A 13,595-nucleotide genomic window follows, 5' to 3' on the forward strand; every position below is an offset into this window, starting at 1 on the left:
CATGACGGCACCCACCACCTGCGAGGACCTGCACGCGTGGCAGCGGGAGCTGCGTGCCCAGTTCCCCCTCGTCGCCGGGCACCCGGAGCTGGCGTACCTGGACAGCGCGGCCACCTCGCAGAAGCCGCGGGCCGTGCTGGACGCGGTGCAGACGTACCTGACCACGTCGAACGCCAACGCCGCGCGCGGCACCTACACCTGGGCCAACCGGACGACGGACCTGGTGGAGCGCACCCGGGAACGGGTCGGGCGGTTCCTCGGGGACACCCGTCCGGGGCGTCCCGGCGTGCACTTCACCAGCGGCACGACCGAGGGGCTGCGCACGATCGCACGGGACTGGCTGCCCGGATTCCTGCGCGACGGGGACGAGATCGTCGTGCCCGGGGCCGACCACCGGGCCAACATCGAGCCCTGGCTGGAGGCCCGGCGGCAACTGGCCCGCGAAGGAGTACGGGTGCGGGTCGTGCCGATGCCGTACCAGAGCGGCTCGTGGGACTACGACCACCGCGCGCTGGCCGAACGGGTGGGGCCGCGCACCCGGTTCGTCGCGGCCACCCACGTGCACCACGTGTACGGCGGCGACATGAACGTGCAGCGCATCCGCCGGGCGGTCGGCCCGGAGGCGGTGATCTGCCTCGACGCGGCCCAGGCGGTGGGCCATGTGCCGCTGTCCGTGGACGACCTGGACGTGGACTTCGTGGTCTTCTCCGGGCACAAGACGCTGGCGCTGCCGGGTACCGGGGCGGTGTGGGCGCGGCAGGAGCGCGGGCCGCGGTTCACGCCCGGCGGGTGGGGCGGCACGCCGAACACGGTGGGCATCGCCTCCCTGGAGGCGGCCCTGGACTGGCTGGACGCCGCAGGGGTGGAGCGCGTCGAGCGCTGGACGGTCGGTCTGGCCGCCCGGCTCACCGAGGGCCTGCGCGGCCTGGACGCCTACGAGGTGCTGGGCTGCCCGCTGAGTCTGGCCGCGGACTCGGCGGTGCAGCGACGGCGGGGCATCGTGACCCTGCGGCACCGGGGTGTCGACTCGGGCGACCTGGGCTTCGTCCTGTTCAGCCACGGCTTCATGGTCCGCTCCGACCACCTCTGCCAGGGCGACGCCGGCGAGCGGACCGGTTCGGTCCGGGTGAGTCTGCACGTGTACAACACCGTGGAGGAGATCGACCGGTTGCTGTCCGTTCTCGCCTCACTCGCCTGACGGCGGCGGCAGTGCGTAATGGTAACCGTTTCCACCTGTAGGCTCGGGTCCGCAAGGGTCGGGTGCGAGGCGGCTAGGTGGCGCGAGGCGGATGGGGCTGAGTCTGGCGACGGCACAGCGGTGGGTGGAGCGGTGGGAGCTCCAGCAGCAGCGCTACGCCGTCGACCGCGAGGAGCGGTTCACCGTGATCTCCGACGTCGTCGAGCACGCGACGGCGGGCCGGACGGCCCGGCCCCTGGTCGTCGACCTGGGCTGCGGCCCGGGGTCGCTGGCCGCACGGCTGGTCCGGCGGCTGCCGACGGCCGAGGTGGTGGCCGTGGACCGCGATCCGCTGCTGCTGGAGCTGGGCCGCACCCACCACCCGGACGCGGCCCGCTACGTGGACACGGAGATCGGCGCGCCCGGCTGGCTCCGGGCTCTGGAGCTGGACCGGCCCCTGGACGCGGCCGTGTCGACCACGGCCCTGCACTACCTGGACCGGGACACCCTGTCCGCCGTGTACCGGCAGCTCGCCGCGGCGCTGCGGCCCGGGGGCGTCCTGGTCAACGGCGACCACCTGCCCCAGGGCGCGGGGGCCCCGGCCGCGATCGCCGCGCACGTCGGGCGATGCCGTGCCGTGCGCGAGCGGGTGTTCGCCCAGGAGGACTGGGACTCCTGGTGGGCCGCCGCCGCCCGCGACCCGGAGCTGACGGACCTGCTGGCCGACCGCGCCCGAAGCGAGGGGTCGGCCGGCACCGGCGACCCCGCCGGGCTCTCGCTCCCCGACCACCTGGACCTGCTGCGGCAGGCCGGTTTCGGCACGGTGGGCGTGGTCTGGCAGTACGGCGACAGCTGCGTGGTCGTGGCGGTGCGCTGACCGCGCCGGCCCGGTCACCCGTCCGCGCTCCCCCGCACCCCGGTCACCCGTCCGCACTCCCCCGAACGGTGCACGGCGGCCCGCCGCCGGGACAATCGAGACGGAAGCCGCTATAGGTCGATGTCGCCGAAGAGCCCCCGCGTCCGCCGGGTCCGGCCCGGCGCACAGGCAAGGAGCACCGCCATGACCACCGCTGAGCACCGCACCCACCAGGACCACGCCCATGCCCACGGCGACGACTGCGGTCACCTCGCGTTCCCGCACGGCGATCACACCGACTACGCCCACGACGGCCACATCCACCGGATGCACGAAGGCCACGCCGACGAGTGCGGCGCCGACGGCCACACCGTGCACCACAACCACGACCACCAGCACGGCGACCGCTGCGGCCACCAGGCCGTACGGCACGGCGACCACACCGACTACGTGCACGACGGCCACCGGCACGCCGCCCACGAAGGCCACTGGGACGACCACTGACGGGCCGGCGGCCGTCCCGGCGGCGCGCGCGAGCGCGCCGCCGCTCAGCCCAGGTCGTCCCAGTGGACCGTACGGTCGCACCAGCGCCGCAGCAGCGTGCGGTCGTGTCCCACCGCCAGCAGGGCGGCACCGGTCGCGGACCGGTACTCCTCGACCGCGGCGACCAGGGCGGCGGCCGTGGACGCGTCGAGCATCGCCGTCATCTCGTCGCAGACCAGCAGGCGCGGGCGCAGGGCCAGCGCCCGCGCCAGGCACGCCCGTTGCAGCTGCCCGTCGCTGACCTCGTGCGGCCGGCGGGTCAGCAGGTCGTCGGTGAGGCCGACGGCCGGGGCCAGCTCGGCGACCCGCCGCGCCGCCTGCCCGCCCCGGCCGGTGGCCCGCAGGGGCTCGGCGATCAGGTCGGCCAGCGGCAGCCGCGGGTCGGCGGAGAGCCTGGCCTGCTGGAAGACGACCCCGAAGGCGGTACGCGACTCGCGCGGGGCGCGGTGGCGCCAGCGCCGGACGGGCGTGCCGTCGAGCAGGAGGGTGCCCGAGTCGGGGCGGTGCAGCAGCGCGGCGACCCGGGCGAGGGTGGACTTGCCGCAGCCGCTCGGCCCGAGCAGGCCGACGGACTCCCCGGCCGCCACGGTCAGCGAGACGCCCCGGACCACCGGGGCGTGCCGGTCGTATCCGGCGGTGACGGAACGCAGTTCAAGCACGGACGTCCTCCGGCACGTACGGGTGGTGGCAGGCGACCGTGCCGGGCGGTGGAGTGCCGGTGGTGCAGGTGCCGGTGGCCCGGTCGCAGCGGGCGGCGAAGGCGCAGCCCGCGGGGAGGTCGCCGAGTTCGGGCGGCATGCCGGGGATCGGGGTGAAGTCCCGCTCCGGCAGGGCCCGCAGGAGGCCGCGGCTGTAGGGGTGGCGGGGGCCGGGCGATCCGAAGAAGTCGCGGGCGTCGGCCAGTTCGACGATCCGGCCGGCGTACATGACGGCGACCCGGTCGGCGATCCGCTCGGCGGCGGACAGGTCGTGGGTGATCATCAGCAGGGCGCGTCCGCCGCCGTCGGTCCCCGTGGGGTCGTCGACGTGCCGGCGCAGCTCGTCGACCGTACGGTCCACGAGGTCGCGGTCGAGTCCCGTGGTGGGTTCGTCGGCGAGCAGCAGGGGCGCGCCGCCCACCAGGGCGAGGGCGGTGGCGGCCCGCTGGGCCAGGCCGCCGGAGAGCTGGTGGGGGTGGCGGTCGAGGTGGCCGGCGGGGAAGGCGGCCCGTTCGGCGGCGGCCTCGGCGGCGGCGCGCAGGGCGGACCGGCCCCGGGTGGCGGTGAGGGCCGCGACCGTCTCCTCCAGCTGGGAGCGGACGGTGCGTACGGGGGTGAGGTGCGCGGCCGGGCTCTGCGGGACCAGGCCGATGAGCCGGCCGCGCACCCTGCGGGCCAGGACGCGTTCGCCGGCCGTGAGCAGGTCGAGGTCGCCCAGCAGGGCGGACCCGGCGGTCTGCGCGTTGCCGGGGAGCAGCCCGAGCAGCGCGGACGCCAGCACGGACTTGCCGCAGCCGCTCTCCCCGATGAGGGCCAGGCACTCCCCCGCGGCCACGTCGAACCGGGCGTCGGTGACGGCGGCGACCCGGCGCCCGCCGGGCATCAGGAACCGTACGGACAGCCCCCGCACGGACAGCACGGGAGCCCGCCCGGCCCCGGAGTCCCGTCCGGCGGCGTCGGTCTCGGTGCTCACAGCATCAGCTCCGATCGGTGGCGGGGGTTGATCCGCTCCCGCCAGGCCCCGGCGAGACCGGCGACGGCGAGGGTCGGGACGATGAGGAAGAGACCCGGAAAAAGGGTGGGCCACCACTGGCCGGCGAGCAGCGAGCCGCGGGCGGTCTGGATCAGGGTGCCGAGGCTCGCGGTGTGGGTCGGCAGTCCCAGTCCGAGGAACGACAGGGCCGACTCGTGCCACATGGCGTGCGGCACCATCAGCACGGCGGCGAGGGCGGCCTGCGGCAGCACCGCCGGCAGCAGGTGCCGCACGGCCACCCGCCATCTCGACGCCCCGCCGGAGACGGCCGCGTCGATGTACGGCCGGGACCGCAGGGACAGCACCTCGGCGCGGACGATCCGGGCGGTGGACAGCCAGTGGGTGAGCGCCACGGAGATCACCACCGGCCACACCCCGGGCCGGAACATGGCCACCACGAAGATGCCGAGGAGCAGGTGCGGCACGGACGAGAACGTGTCGACCAGCCGCATCAGCGCCCGGTCGGCCCAGCCGCCCAGCGCCCCGGCGGCCGCGCCGACGGCCGTGCCGACGACGGTCGCCGTCAGGGCGGCCGCCACGCCGACGAGCAGGGAGACTCGCAGCCCGTACACGCAGCGCAGCAGCAGGTCCCGGCCGACGTCGTCGGTGCCGAAGGGGTGCGCCCACGACGGCGGTTGCAGTTTGGCGGCCAGGTCGACGGCCTGCTGGTCGAGCTGGACCAGCGGCGGGACGAGCAGCACGGCCAGCACGGTGAGGGCCACCAGCGCGGCGGAGGTGCGCACCCGCAGGGCGCGGGTGGAGCGGCGGCGCGGGCCGGACGACCGCCACTCGGTCCGCTCCACGGTGCCTGCGGGCGCGGGCGCGTCACATGTCACTGAGCTTCACCCTCGGGTCGAACAGTCCGTACAGCAGGTCGGCGAGCAGGTTCCCGGCGAGCACGGCGGCGGTGGCCAGGGTCGTCAGGGCGGCGAGCAGCGGGAAGTCGACCGCGGTGGCCGCCTCGACGGTGGCGGCGGCGATGCCGGGCCAGCTGAAGACGCTCTCCACGAGCAGGGCGCCGGTGATGAGTTCGGGCACGCGGGAGCCGATGAGCGTGAGCACCGGCAGCAGCCCGGAGCGCAGGGCGTGACCGAGCAGGACGGTGCGTTCGCTCAGGCCGCGGGCGCGGGCGCCGCGCACGGGGTCCTCGGCCAGGGCGTCGCCGACGCCCTGGCGCACGTACAGCGTGAACCAGGGCAGCTGCGACACCGCCAGGACCCCTGCGGGCAGGACGAGATGGCTCGCGACCTGGCCGAACGTGACCTGTTCGCTGCCGGTGTCGGTGAGTCCGCCGGCCGGCAGGACGTCCCACTGCAGGGCGAACAGCCAGACGGCCAGCAGGGCGATCCAGAAGACCGGGGCCGCCTCCAGGGTGTAGGCGAGGGAGGTGACGACCCGGTCGACCGCCGAGCCGGGGCGGCGGGCGGCGAGCACACCGAGGACCGTGCCGGCGAGCACGGCGACGGCGAACGCGGCCGCGCACAGCAGCGCGGACCACACGAGCCGTTCGCCGATGACCTGGGTGACGGGCTGGCGCATGACGGTGGAGTGGCCGAGGTCGCCGCCGAGGGCGGAGGTCAGCCAGTGCCACCAGCGGGCGGCGAACGGCTCGTCCACGCCGAGGTTCTCGCGCAGCCGGTCCAGGGTCTGCCGGTCGGCGCCGAGCGCGGCGGTCCCGGCGTAGGCCTTGACGGGGTCGAACGGGGAGGCGGCGGCGATGGCGAAGACGCCGAAGGTGACGACGAGCAGGACGGGACCGGCGAACAGGGCCCGCCGCCCCGCCAGCCGCGCCATCGCGGCCCAGGGCGGGCGGGTCACTGCTCGGGCTGCCAGTCCTCGATGTTCCACCAGGGGCCGCTGGCGAAGCCGTGCTCGTGCGGCTCCAGCTGGGTGCTCAACCCGTCCCAGCGGTCGGCCAGCACGTAGAGGTGGTCGATGTGGGTGAGGAACGTGTAGCCGGGGTCGCGCACCAGCGCGCGCTGGAGCGTGTCGTAGGCGGCCTTGCGCTCGGCCGGGTCCTGGCTGCGGCGGCCGTCGTCGAGGGCGCGGTCCACGACCGGGTTGTCGTAGCGGGCCATGTTGTTGAAGCCGTCGCCGGCGAGGGAGGAGTGCAGCAGGGTGTAGAGGCCGAAGTCGGGGTCGCCGGTGCTGCCGAAGCCCGCGAGGACGGCGGTGTCCTTCATGCGCGGTTCGATGACCTCCCAGGTGGCACTCTCGGCCGTCACCTCGATCCCCGCCTCCTTGGCGTCGGAGGCGTAGGCGAGGGCGTGGTCCTGGCGGACCTTGTCGCCGGAGGGGTAGAGCAGGGTGAAGGCGGCGCGCCGGCCGTCCTTGGCGCGCACGCCGCCCCTGCCGGGCTTCCAGCCGGCCTCGTCGAGGATCCTGCGGGCCTTGTCCAGGTCCCGGGTGCGCTCGATGTCCCGGGTGAAGGCGGGGTCGTCGACGGGCAGCGGCCCGTAGGCGGGCCGGCCCGCGCCGTCGAGGATCCTGTCGACCATGGCCTTGCGGTCGACGGCGGCGTCGAGGGCCTGCCGGACGGCGCGGTCGCCGGTGACCGGGTTGGCGGTGGGGAGGGTGACGGCGCGGAAGTCGTAGGACCGGGCCCGGTGGGTGCGCTTGCCGTCGTCGTTCTTGAAGGTGGCGGCGAGGTTCGGCGGCAGGACGGCGCCGTCGAGGTCTCCGGAGCGCAGCCGGGTGGCGCGCACGTTGTCGTCGCCGATGACGGCCATGGTGAAGGAGGTGACCTTCGGCTTGCCGCCCCAGTAGCGGGGGTTGGCCTTGAAGGTGAGCTTCTCGCCCTTGCTCCACCTGCTGAGGACGTACGGGCCGGTGCCTATGGGCCTGGTGTTGAAGGTGCCGGTGTTGGGGTCCTGCTTCGCCGCGACGTGCTCGGGGACGATGGGCAGGACGGTGCGGGCGGCGAAGGGCGCGTAGGGGTACTTCAGGGTGAAGACGACCTTGTCGTCGCCGTCGGCCCGGACCTCCCGCACGGCGTCCAGCTCGCTCTTGAAGGTGTTGTTGGTCTTGGCGTCCAGCGCGGTCCGGTAGGTGTAGACGACGTCGGCGGAGGTGAGCGGCTCGCCGTCGCTGAACTCGACGCCGTCGCGCAGGGTGTACGTGTACGTCCGGCCGCCGTCGGTGATCTCGGGCAGCTTCGCCGCGAGGGCGGGCTTCAGCTTCAGCTCGGCGTCGCGCGCGAGGAGCCCGTCGAAGATCTTGGAGTTGCCGTCCTTGCCGTAGCCGAGCAGCGGGTTGAGGGTGTCGGGCTCGGTGGCCACGCCGATGACGACCGATGCCGCGGACCCGGCGCCGTCGGCTGCGCCACCGCCGGGAGCGGAGCAGGCGGTGACCGCCGCGGCCAGCGCCGCCGTGGCGGCGGCCCCTCGTATCCGACGGGTCGACATTGTGACCTCACACCCTTGTTGCTTTGGTCTGGCTTTTGCACAGACCTCGCAATTAAACAGTCAAGGGGGGCTCGGGCGCACCACCCCCCCCCCGGCAGGAAGCCGTCGGCCGACCGCGCACGACGGACCGGCGGCGCCCGCGTGTGCGGCTCGCGCGCCGGTCCGTCGGGGCTGCCGGCCTCAGCCCTGGGTCAGGGTGACCGCCTGGCCCGAGGTGGCGTGGGCGCTGGGCAGGGGCAGGCCGCCGAGGAGGCGCAGTTCCATCAGCGTCGCCTCGACCCGGGCCGCGCCGGGCACGAGGGAGCCGGGCATGGGGCGGCCCGTGTTCGCCCAGCGGTGCTCGGCGCCGTCGCACACGGCCCGGGTGCCGCCGATGCCGTGACGGGTCGTGGACACGCCCTGGCTCACGGAGGAACTGACGAAGACCGGGCCACTGGCGCTCGCGCAGCGGTAGGTGCCGGTCAGGGTGACGGTGCCGTCGGCGGCGATCCGGCCGATGGCGTCGACGGTGACGCTGTCCGCCACGGCAGCGGACGCGGTGCCGGGCGTGGCGGTGGACGCGGTGGCGGGGGCCGCGCCCGCACCGGTCAGCAGGAGCAGCGCGGCACCGGCCGCCGCGCCGAGAAGGGAACGTGAACCCATGAGGGAAACCTCCAGAATAAGGTGAAATGTCCGTCTCCCACTCGTACCGGCCCCCGGGGCCGGGGCCCGTGACCCTCACCCCTTCGGTGGCGAGTCCGCACCGGCCGTCGTGGAACGGTCGCGGCGATGTCCTGGACTCGTCACGCTTGCCGGCGCTCCGTTCCCCCGCGGTCGAGACGGGAGGATCGTCTGTCCGTAAGAGGTAGGGGAAAGCTTCACACGGCCCAATCGACGTGGAGGTGCGCCATGTGTGCCCACCGGACCCAGTGCCCCGCGACCGACTCGTCCGCCGCGCACGTCGTCGCCGCCCACCCCGAGCAGGGGTGGAGCCTGCTGTGCGACGGCGCGATCGTCTTCGACGACACCGGCGAACTCCTACCGGACGGCCGGGTGGTGGAGCCCCACCGGGGCACGGCGCAGGGCCTGGCCGTCGCCGCCTGACGCCCCGGGGCCGCGGCCCCGCCCGCACGGCGCCGCTAGGGAAGGACGGCGAAGCCGTCCAGTTCCACCAAAGCCTGCGCGTCCCACAGGCGGACGACCTGGACGACCGCCATCGCCGGATAGTCGCGTCCGGCCGCCTCGCGCCAGATCGCGCCCAGCCGGGGAGCGTGCGCGCGGTAGTCCTCGACGTCGGTGGCGTAGACGGTGACCCGCGCGAGGTCGGACGGGGTGCCGCCCGCGGCCGCCAGCGCGGCGAGCAGGTTGGCGAGGGCCCGTTCGAACTGCTCGGGCAGGGTCGCACCGGCCACCTTGCCGTCGCCGTCGAGCGCGGTCTGGCCGGCCAGGAAGACCACGCGCGAGCCGGAGGCCACCACGGCGTGGGAGAAGCCGGCCGGCGGGGCCAGCCGGGACGGGTTGACGCGCTCGACGGTCACCGCTGGTCCTCCAGGTGGGCGTACAACTCCTTGGCGATGATGCCGCGTTGCACCTCGCTGGCCCCTTCGTAGATGCGCGGCGCGCGCACCTCGCGGTAGAGGTGTTCGAGCAGGTGGCCGCGTTGCAGCGCGCGGGCGCCGTGCAACTGGACGGCCGTGTCGACGACGTACTGGGCGGTCTCGGTGGCGAGCAGCTTCGCCATGGCCGCACGCCGGGGCACGCCCGGGGCGCCGTCGTCGTACGCGGTGGCCGCCGCGTAGACCATCAGCCGGGCGGCCTCCGTGCGCAGGGCCATCTCGGCGACCTGGTGGGAGACGGCCTGCAGGTCGCGCAGGGTGCCGCCGAAGGCGTCCCGGCCGGCGGTGTGGGCCAGGGTGGCGTCGAGGGCCGCCTGGGCCATGCCGACCGCGAAGGCGCCGACGCTGGGCCGGAACAGGTTCAGGGTGCCCATGGCGACGCGGAAACCGGAGCCCACCTCCCCGAGCACGTCGGCGGCGGTGACCGGTACGGCGTCGAAGTCCAGTGCGCCGATGGGGTGCGGGGAGAGCATGTCCAGTGCGCGGCCGGTCAGCCCCGGGCGGTCGGCGGGCACCAGGAAGGCCGTGACGCCGCGGGCCCCGGCGTCCGGGCCGGTCCGGGCGAACACCGTGTGGAAGTCGGCCTCGGGGGCGTTGGAGATCCAGCACTTCTCGCCGGTCAGACGCCAGCGGGCGGAACCGTCGGGGACCGCGCGGAGGGCGAGGGCGGCCGCGTCGGAGCCCGCTCCGGGCTCGCTCAGCGCGAAGGCGGCGATCGCGCTGCCGTCGGCCACCCCGGGCAGCCAGCGCTCCCGCTGCTCCGGGGTGCCGTGCAGGTGGACGGGGTGGGCGCCGAGGCCCTGGAGCGCCAGGGCCGTCTCGGCCTCGGTGCAGCCGTGGGCGAGGGACTCGCGCATCAGGCACAGGTCGAGCGCGCCGGAGGTGAACAGCCGGCCGAGCAGCCCCGCCCGGCCCAGTTCGGCGACCAGGGGGCGGTTCACCCGGCCGGGTTCGCCCTTCTCGGCGTACGGGCGCAGCCGCTCCACGGCGAGGGCGCGCAGTTCGGCGCACCAGGCGAGTTGTGCAGGTTCGAGCGAGAATGCGGTCATCGCCGGTCCCTTCTCCGCCACCCTGCGTTCCGGCCGGGTCACTCCGAGGCTATCGCGAACCGTTGACTGTCGTCACCAACACGATACGCTCCAGGAGCGAGCCACCCACGCCAAGGGGGCGAACCGTATGGATGCACGGCGCACGGCCCACGTCGACACCTTCGCGCGCGACCATCTGCCTCCCCCGGACCAGTGGCCCGAGCTCCGCTTCGACCTGCCGGAGCTGCGCTACCCCGACCGCCTCAACTGCGCCGCGGAGCTGCTGAGCGGCCCGCCGGACGACCGCCCCGCGTTCCTCACCCCGGCCGGCGAGCGGTGGACCTACGGTGAGCTGCGCGCCCGCGTGGACCGGATCGCCCACCTGCTCACCGGCGAACTCGGCGTCGTCCCCGGCAACCGCGTGCTGCTGCGCGGCCCCACCACGCCCCGGCTCGCCGCCTGCTGGCTGGCGGTGCTGAAGGCGGGGGCCGTGGCGGTCACGGTGCTCGCGCAGCAGCGGCCGCACGAGCTGAGCACCATGTGCGAGATCGCCCGGGTCCGGCACGCGCTGTGCGACGTGCGGGCCGTCGACGACCTCGTCAAGGCCGAGGTCCCCGGTCTGCGCATCGCGACCTACGGCGGCGACGGCCCGGACGACCTCTTCGCCCGCCCCGCGCCCGGCACCCCCTACGAGGCCGTCGGCACCGCGGCCGACGACGTGGCGCTGATCGCCTTCACCTCGGGCACCACCGGCCGCCCCAAGGGCTGCATGCACTTCCACCGGGACGTCCTGGCGATCGCCGACACCTTCTCCCGGCACGTCCTGCGGCCGGGCCCCGACGACGTCTTCACCGGCAGCCCCCCGCTGGGCTTCACCTTCGGCCTCGGCGGCCTGGTGGTCTTCCCGCTGCGGACCGGGGCGAGCGCGCTGCTGCTGGAGCAGGCCGGGCCGCGGCAGCTGCTGCCGGCGATCGCCCGGCACCGGGTGTCGGTGCTGTTCACGGCCCCGACGGCCTACCGCGCGATGCTCGCCGACCTGGACGGCCACGACGTGTCGTCCCTGCGCCGCTGCGTCTCGGCCGGTGAGAACCTGCCCGCGGCCACCTGGCGGGCGTGGCGGGAGCGGACGGGGCTGCGCATCATCAACGGCATCGGCGCCACCGAGCTGCTGCACATCTTCATCTCCGCGGCCGGCGACCGGATCCGGCCGGGGACCACCGGGACGGCCGTCCCGGGCTGGCAGGCGCGCGTGCAGGACCCGGACGGCAACCCGGTGCCCGACGGAGAGCCCGGACTGCTGGCCGTGCGCGGCCCGGTCGGCTGCCGCTACCTGGCCGACCCGCGGCAGCGGGAGTACGTCCGCGGCGGCTGGAACATCACGGGCGACACCTACGTCCGCGAGCCCGACGGCTGGTTCCGCTACGTCGCCCGCGCCGACGACATGATCATCTCGGCCGGGTACAACATCGCGGGCCCCGAGGTGGAGGACGCGCTGCTGCGGCACCCGGACGTGGTCGAGGCCGCGGTCGTGGGCCGCCCCGACGAGGCGCGCGGGCAGGTCGTGGTGGCGTTCGCCGTCCTCAAGGAGGGCGCCGCACGGGACGCCGAGGCGCTGCGCGCCTTCGTCAAGGCCGAGCTGGCGCCCTACAAGTGCCCCCGGGAGATCGCCTTCCTCGACGCCCTGCCCCGCACCGCCACGGGCAAGCTCCAGCGTTTCCGGCTGCGCACGGCGGGGACCGGGGACGGATCGGCGGAAGAGGACCGGCACTGATCCGTACGACCTAAGATGATCAATGTGTCCGACCAGCATGCACCACGGTCTCTCATCGTCACGCTCTACGGCGCGTACGGGCGCTTCGCGCCGGGCCCCGTGCCCGTCGCCGAGCTGATCCGGCTCCTGGCCGCGGTCGGCGTGGACGCCCCGTCCGTGCGCTCCTCGGTGTCGCGGCTGAAGAGACGCGGGCTGCTGGTGCCCGCCCGCACCGCGCAGGGCGCCGCCGGGTACGCCCTGTCCCCCGACGCCCGCCAGCTCCTCGACGACGGTGACCGGCGCGTGTACGCCACCGCCCCGCCCGAGGACGAGGGCTGGGTGCTCGCGGTGTTCTCGGTGCCCGAGTCGGAGCGGCAGAAGCGGCACGTGCTGCGCTCCCGGCTGGCCGGCCTCGGCTTCGGCACCGCGGCCCCGGGCGTGTGGATCGCGCCCGCGCGGCTGTACGAGGAGACCCGGCACACCCTGGAGCGGCTGCGGCTGGACGCGTACGTGGACTTCTTCCGGGGCGATCACCTGGGCTTCGCGCCGACCGCCGAGGCCGTGGCCCGCTGGTGGGACCTGGCCGCCATCGCCAAGGAGCACGAGGCCTTCCTCGACCGCCACGAGCGGGTGCTGCGCGACTGGGAGGAGCGCGACGGCACCCCCGAGGAGGAGGCGTACCGCGACTACCTCCTCGCCCTGGACTCCTGGCGGCACCTGCCCTACACCGATCCGGGGCTGCCCGCGGCGCTGCTGCCCGGGGACTGGCCCGGGGTGCGCTCGGCGGAGGTGTTCCGGGGGCTGCACGAGCGGCTGCGGGACGCGGGGGCCCGGTTCGTGGGGCTGTGACCTGCCCGTACGGCGTTGTTAGTCTCCTCGGCCCCCCGGGTACCCGGCGCGTCCCCGTACCCCACGCTGCACATCGGGAGACGCGACCATGGAAGAACAGTCGGGGCCGAAGCGGCCGGCACTGATCGTGGTCGACATGATCAACACGTACGACCACGAGGACGCGGAACTGCTGCTGCCCTCCGTCGGGAAGGTCGTGCCGGTCATCGCGGACCTGATCGGCCGGGCCCGCGAGGCCGACGTGCCGGTCATCTACGCCAACGACAACTTCGGGCGGTGGCGCTCGCACCACGGAGAGCTGGTGGAGAACGCCCTCGCCCGGCCGCACGCGGACCTCATCGAGCCGATCCGGCCCGACGACGAGTCCCTCTTCGTGATGAAGGCCCGCCACTCCGTCTTCTACGAGACGCCCCTGGCCTACCTGCTGTGGAGCCTGGGGGTCGGTCACGTGGTGCTGACGGGCCAGGTCACCGAGCAGTGCGTGCTCTACTCCGCCCTGGACGCGCACATCCGGCACCTTCAGGTCACGGTGCCGAGGGACGCCGTCGCCTCCATCCACCCCCATCTGGCCTCCGCCGCCCTGGAGATGATGGAGCTCAACATGGGCGCCCGCATCATCACGGCCGAGGAGACGGACTTCACCGAGGGCGCCGCGTGAGGAC

At 74.7% G+C, this 13,595-nt stretch carries 15 protein-coding genes; 7 read left to right on the forward strand and 8 right to left on the reverse strand.

Features of this window, described 5'->3' with window-relative positions; all coding sequences use genetic code 11:
* The first annotated feature begins 1 nt into the window (after window position 1).
* The 3 genes from ACH4C6_RS19195 (at window position 2) to ACH4C6_RS19205 (ending at window position 2,537) form a co-directional block, all read left to right on the forward strand.
* Window positions 2–1,198, forward strand: coding sequence for an aminotransferase class V-fold PLP-dependent enzyme (locus ACH4C6_RS19195; protein ID WP_398109761.1), 1,197 nt, complete (start codon window positions 2–4; stop codon window positions 1,196–1,198).
* Window positions 1,199–1,289: 91 nt separating this feature from the next.
* On the forward strand, window positions 1,290–2,054 hold the full coding sequence (locus ACH4C6_RS19200) for a class I SAM-dependent methyltransferase (RefSeq protein ID WP_398109762.1): 765 nt from the start codon (window positions 1,290–1,292) through the stop codon (window positions 2,052–2,054).
* Between the two features lie 183 nt (window positions 2,055–2,237).
* Window positions 2,238–2,537, forward strand: coding sequence for a hypothetical protein (locus ACH4C6_RS19205; RefSeq protein ID WP_398109764.1), 300 nt, complete (start codon window positions 2,238–2,240; stop codon window positions 2,535–2,537).
* Window positions 2,538–2,581: 44 nt separating this feature from the next.
* On the opposite strand, the gene ACH4C6_RS19210 is transcribed toward ACH4C6_RS19205, so the two are convergent.
* The 6 genes from ACH4C6_RS19210 to ACH4C6_RS19235 form a co-directional block, all read right to left on the reverse strand.
* A complete protein-coding gene (locus ACH4C6_RS19210) occupies window positions 2,582–3,235 on the reverse strand; it encodes an ABC transporter ATP-binding protein (RefSeq protein ID WP_398109765.1) in 654 nt (217 codons plus the stop codon).
* Window positions 3,228–4,157: an ABC transporter ATP-binding protein gene (locus tag ACH4C6_RS19215; RefSeq protein ID WP_398109935.1), complete on the reverse strand. Its 930-nt coding sequence runs from the start codon at window positions 4,155–4,157 to the stop codon at window positions 3,228–3,230. Before ACH4C6_RS19215 ends, ACH4C6_RS19210 begins: the two co-directional genes overlap by 8 nt.
* Before the next feature lie 86 nt (window positions 4,158–4,243).
* Window positions 4,244–5,143: an ABC transporter permease gene (locus ACH4C6_RS19220; protein ID WP_398109766.1), complete on the reverse strand. Its 900-nt coding sequence runs from the start codon at window positions 5,141–5,143 to the stop codon at window positions 4,244–4,246.
* Window positions 5,133–6,101: an ABC transporter permease gene (locus ACH4C6_RS19225; RefSeq protein ID WP_398109936.1), complete on the reverse strand. Its 969-nt coding sequence runs from the start codon at window positions 6,099–6,101 to the stop codon at window positions 5,133–5,135. The genes ACH4C6_RS19220 and ACH4C6_RS19225 overlap by 11 nt, the downstream gene beginning before the upstream one ends.
* Window positions 6,102–6,121: 20 nt before the next feature.
* On the reverse strand, window positions 6,122–7,711 hold the full coding sequence (locus tag ACH4C6_RS19230) for an ABC transporter substrate-binding protein (protein WP_398109767.1): 1,590 nt from the start codon (window positions 7,709–7,711) through the stop codon (window positions 6,122–6,124).
* A gap of 180 nt (window positions 7,712–7,891) precedes the next feature.
* A complete protein-coding gene (locus tag ACH4C6_RS19235; protein WP_398109768.1) occupies window positions 7,892–8,353 on the reverse strand; it encodes a DUF6299 family protein in 462 nt (153 codons plus the stop codon).
* 246 nt (window positions 8,354–8,599) lie between these two features.
* Between ACH4C6_RS19235 and ACH4C6_RS19240 the strand changes: the two genes are divergently transcribed.
* Window positions 8,600–8,794 (forward strand): DUF5999 family protein, encoded by a 195-nt coding sequence (locus ACH4C6_RS19240; RefSeq protein WP_398109770.1) that lies wholly within the window; start codon window positions 8,600–8,602, stop codon window positions 8,792–8,794.
* Between the two features lie 35 nt (window positions 8,795–8,829).
* Here ACH4C6_RS19240 and ACH4C6_RS19245 read toward each other — a convergent pair whose 3' ends face one another.
* Together ACH4C6_RS19245 and ACH4C6_RS19250 are read right to left on the reverse strand one after the other, a co-directional pair.
* Entirely contained in the window at window positions 8,830–9,228 is a 399-nt protein-coding gene (locus ACH4C6_RS19245) for a RidA family protein (protein ID WP_398109771.1), read from the reverse strand.
* The gene (locus tag ACH4C6_RS19250; RefSeq protein WP_398109772.1) at window positions 9,225–10,355 is read right to left on the reverse strand and encodes an acyl-CoA dehydrogenase family protein; all 1,131 of its coding nucleotides are present in this window, start codon (window positions 10,353–10,355) and stop codon (window positions 9,225–9,227) included. Before ACH4C6_RS19250 ends, ACH4C6_RS19245 begins: the two co-directional genes overlap by 4 nt.
* Before the next feature lie 127 nt (window positions 10,356–10,482).
* Here ACH4C6_RS19250 and ACH4C6_RS19255 point away from each other — a divergent pair, with 127 nt between their 5' ends.
* The 3 genes from ACH4C6_RS19255 (at window position 10,483) to ACH4C6_RS19265 (ending at window position 13,591) form a co-directional block, all read left to right on the forward strand.
* Window positions 10,483–12,105 carry an AMP-binding protein gene (locus tag ACH4C6_RS19255; protein WP_398109773.1) on the forward strand — a complete coding sequence of 541 codons (1,623 nt, stop codon included), beginning with the start codon at window positions 10,483–10,485 and terminating at the stop codon, window positions 12,103–12,105.
* 15 nt (window positions 12,106–12,120) lie between these two features.
* The gene (locus tag ACH4C6_RS19260) at window positions 12,121–12,933 is read left to right on the forward strand and encodes a PaaX family transcriptional regulator C-terminal domain-containing protein (protein WP_398109774.1); all 813 of its coding nucleotides are present in this window, start codon (window positions 12,121–12,123) and stop codon (window positions 12,931–12,933) included.
* 88 nt (window positions 12,934–13,021) lie between these two features.
* Window positions 13,022–13,591 carry a cysteine hydrolase family protein gene (locus ACH4C6_RS19265; protein ID WP_398109775.1) on the forward strand — a complete coding sequence of 190 codons (570 nt, stop codon included), beginning with the start codon at window positions 13,022–13,024 and terminating at the stop codon, window positions 13,589–13,591.
* Window positions 13,592–13,595: the final 4 nt, after the last annotated feature.

The organism is Streptomyces sp. NPDC017943 (assembly GCF_044328425.1).
Taxonomy (GTDB): domain Bacteria; phylum Actinomycetota; class Actinomycetes; order Streptomycetales; family Streptomycetaceae; genus Streptomyces; species Streptomyces djakartensis_A.

Excerpts from the sequence above, each read along its gene's own strand:
- ACH4C6_RS19265 (WP_398109775.1), top strand. The coding sequence starts at position 13,022 with ATGGAAGAACAGTCGGGGCCGAAGCGGCCGGCACTGATCGTGGTCGAC.
- ACH4C6_RS19235 (WP_398109768.1), bottom strand. The coding sequence starts at position 8,353 with ATGGGTTCACGTTCCCTTCTCGGCGCGGCGGCCGGTGCCGCGCTGCTC.
- ACH4C6_RS19200 (WP_398109762.1), top strand. The coding sequence starts at position 1,290 with ATGGGGCTGAGTCTGGCGACGGCACAGCGGTGGGTGGAGCGGTGGGAG.
- ACH4C6_RS19195 (WP_398109761.1), top strand. The coding sequence starts at position 2 with ATGACGGCACCCACCACCTGCGAGGACCTGCACGCGTGGCAGCGGGAG.
- ACH4C6_RS19250 (WP_398109772.1), bottom strand. The coding sequence starts at position 10,355 with ATGACCGCATTCTCGCTCGAACCTGCACAACTCGCCTGGTGCGCCGAA.
- ACH4C6_RS19215 (WP_398109935.1), bottom strand. The coding sequence starts at position 4,157 with ATGCCCGGCGGGCGCCGGGTCGCCGCCGTCACCGACGCCCGGTTCGAC.
- ACH4C6_RS19230 (WP_398109767.1), bottom strand. The coding sequence starts at position 7,711 with ATGTCGACCCGTCGGATACGAGGGGCCGCCGCCACGGCGGCGCTGGCC.
- ACH4C6_RS19240 (WP_398109770.1), top strand. The coding sequence starts at position 8,600 with ATGTGTGCCCACCGGACCCAGTGCCCCGCGACCGACTCGTCCGCCGCG.
- ACH4C6_RS19225 (WP_398109936.1), bottom strand. The coding sequence starts at position 6,101 with ATGGCGCGGCTGGCGGGGCGGCGGGCCCTGTTCGCCGGTCCCGTCCTG.
- ACH4C6_RS19205 (WP_398109764.1), top strand. The coding sequence starts at position 2,238 with ATGACCACCGCTGAGCACCGCACCCACCAGGACCACGCCCATGCCCAC.
- ACH4C6_RS19260 (WP_398109774.1), top strand. The coding sequence starts at position 12,121 with ATGATCAATGTGTCCGACCAGCATGCACCACGGTCTCTCATCGTCACG.
- ACH4C6_RS19255 (WP_398109773.1), top strand. The coding sequence starts at position 10,483 with ATGGATGCACGGCGCACGGCCCACGTCGACACCTTCGCGCGCGACCAT.